2 protein-coding genes are annotated in these 1,758 nt (G+C 67.0%); one reads left to right on the top strand and one right to left on the bottom strand.

Features of this window, described 5'->3' with window-relative positions; genetic code table 11:
- Positions 1-27: 27 nt before the first annotated feature.
- Positions 28-681 (bottom strand): TetR/AcrR family transcriptional regulator, encoded by a 654-nt coding sequence (locus tag ACMUOO_RS17400; protein ID WP_301918939.1) that lies wholly within the window; start codon positions 679-681, stop codon positions 28-30.
- A 125-nt stretch (positions 682-806) separates the two neighbouring features.
- Between ACMUOO_RS17400 and ACMUOO_RS17395 the strand changes: the two genes are divergently transcribed.
- A partial coding sequence (locus ACMUOO_RS17395; RefSeq protein WP_413855830.1) for an allantoate amidohydrolase occupies positions 807-1,758 on the top strand: 952 nt, incomplete at its 3' end.

Raw genomic sequence — 1,758 nt, 5'->3', positions numbered from 1 at the left:
TTGCCGAGGCCGTCGAGGCGCTCGCCTTCAGATGATGTCCGCCTGCGCGGGAGTCGCGCCGATCCCCTTCAGGATGATCGCCTTCACGCTTTCCTTCGCCCGGGCCCATTGCTGCGCGCTGAGGGGCCTGCCGCCGTTCAGCGTCTCGATCTGGTGGCCGAAGTCGGCGTAGTGCTGCGTCGTCGCCCAGAGCATGTAGAGAAGGTGGTGGGGATCGACCGGCGCCATCTTGCCCTCGGCGATCCAGCGCCGGATCACCGCGGCGCGCCCCTCGGTCCAGTCCCTCAGCGTCGTCTCCAGATAGTCCTGGATCACCGGCGCGCCATGCATCACCTCGCTGGCCCAGACCTTCGAGCCGAAGGGATGGCGGCGGGAGATTTCCATCTTGGCGTCGATGTAGGCGCCGATCCCCTCGACCGGCCCCGGCGCCTTGTCGAAGCTCTCGGCCGCGTGGAGCCAGATCTCGAAGATCTGCTGCACTACCTTGCGGTAGAGCTCTTCCTTGGTGGCGAAGTAGTAGTGCAGGTTCGCCTTGGGCAGCCCGGCCATGTCGGCGATGAGCTGCATCGTAGCACCGCCGAAGCCTGCCTCGGCGAAGACCTTTTCGGCAGCCGCGAGGATCAGCCGCTCGTTCTCGCGGCGGATCGCGTTGCGCTTCGTCAGGCGGTCGGGGGCGGCCATGTCCTCGCCAGATTTCCGTTGACCGGTTGGTCAGGCTGTGGTGCTCTCGACCTTGACCATACGGTCAGAAAACGAGTCGTCGCAAGGGGCACGGAAGACCCCGGAAGGACCGACAGGAGGACAAGATGCCCGCACCCGGAGAGAACCTCAGGATCGATTCCGCCCGGCTCTGGGACAGCCTCATGGAGATGGCGAAGATCGGCCCCGGCGTGGCGGGCGGCAACAACCGCCAGACCCTGACGGATGCCGATGCCGAGGGGCGCCGGCTCTTCCAGTCCTGGTGCGAGGATGCCGGGCTGACGATGGGCGTCGACCAGATGGGTTCGATGTTCGCCATGCGGGCGGGCGAGGACCCCGACGCGGCACCGGTCTACATGGGCTCGCACCTCGATACCCAGCCCACCGGGGGCAAGTATGACGGCGTGCTCGGTGTTCTCGGGGCGCTCGAATGCGTCCGCACCATGAACGACCTCGGCATCCGGACGAAGCACCCGATCGTCGTGGTCAACTGGACCAACGAGGAGGGAACGCGCTTTGCGCCCGCTATGCTCGCGTCGGGCGTCTTCGCCGGCGTGATCGACCAGGACTATGCCTACGACCGCAAGGACGCCAAGGGTTTCAGGTTCGGCGACGAGCTGGAGCGGATCGGCTGGAAGGGCAGCGAGAAGGTCGGCGCGCGCAAGATCCACGCGCTTTTCGAGCTGCATATCGAGCAGGGCCCGATCCTCGAGGCCGAGGGGCGGGAGATCGGCGTCGTCACCCACGGCCAGGGCCTGAGGTGGATCGAATGCACGGTCACCGGCAAGGGCCAGCATACCGGCTCCACCCCGATGTACCTGCGCCGCAATGCGGGGCGCGGCCTGGCCCGCGTCACCGAGCTGGTCCACGAGATCGCGATGAAGCGCCAGCCGAACGCGGTGGGCGCGATCGGCCATATCGACGTCTACCCGAACAGCCGCAACATCATCGCCGAGAAGGTCGTCTTCACGGTCGACTTCCGCAGCCACATCCTGCCGACGCTGGAGGAGATGGTGGCGGAGTTCCACGCCCGCGCGCCGGGCCTTTGCGCCGAGGTGG

This window comes from Albidovulum sp. (assembly GCF_041919395.1).
Classification (GTDB): Bacteria; Pseudomonadota; Alphaproteobacteria; order Rhodobacterales; family Rhodobacteraceae; genus Albidovulum.
The sequence above is the reverse complement of the archived record's forward strand: the minus strand, read 5'-3'. Positions and strand labels throughout refer to the sequence as shown.

What these genes read in the sequence shown, in the direction of transcription:
- ACMUOO_RS17400 (WP_301918939.1), bottom strand. Translation starts at nt 681, where the DNA reads ATGGCCGCCCCCGACCGCCTGACGAAGCGCAACGCGATCCGCCGCGAG.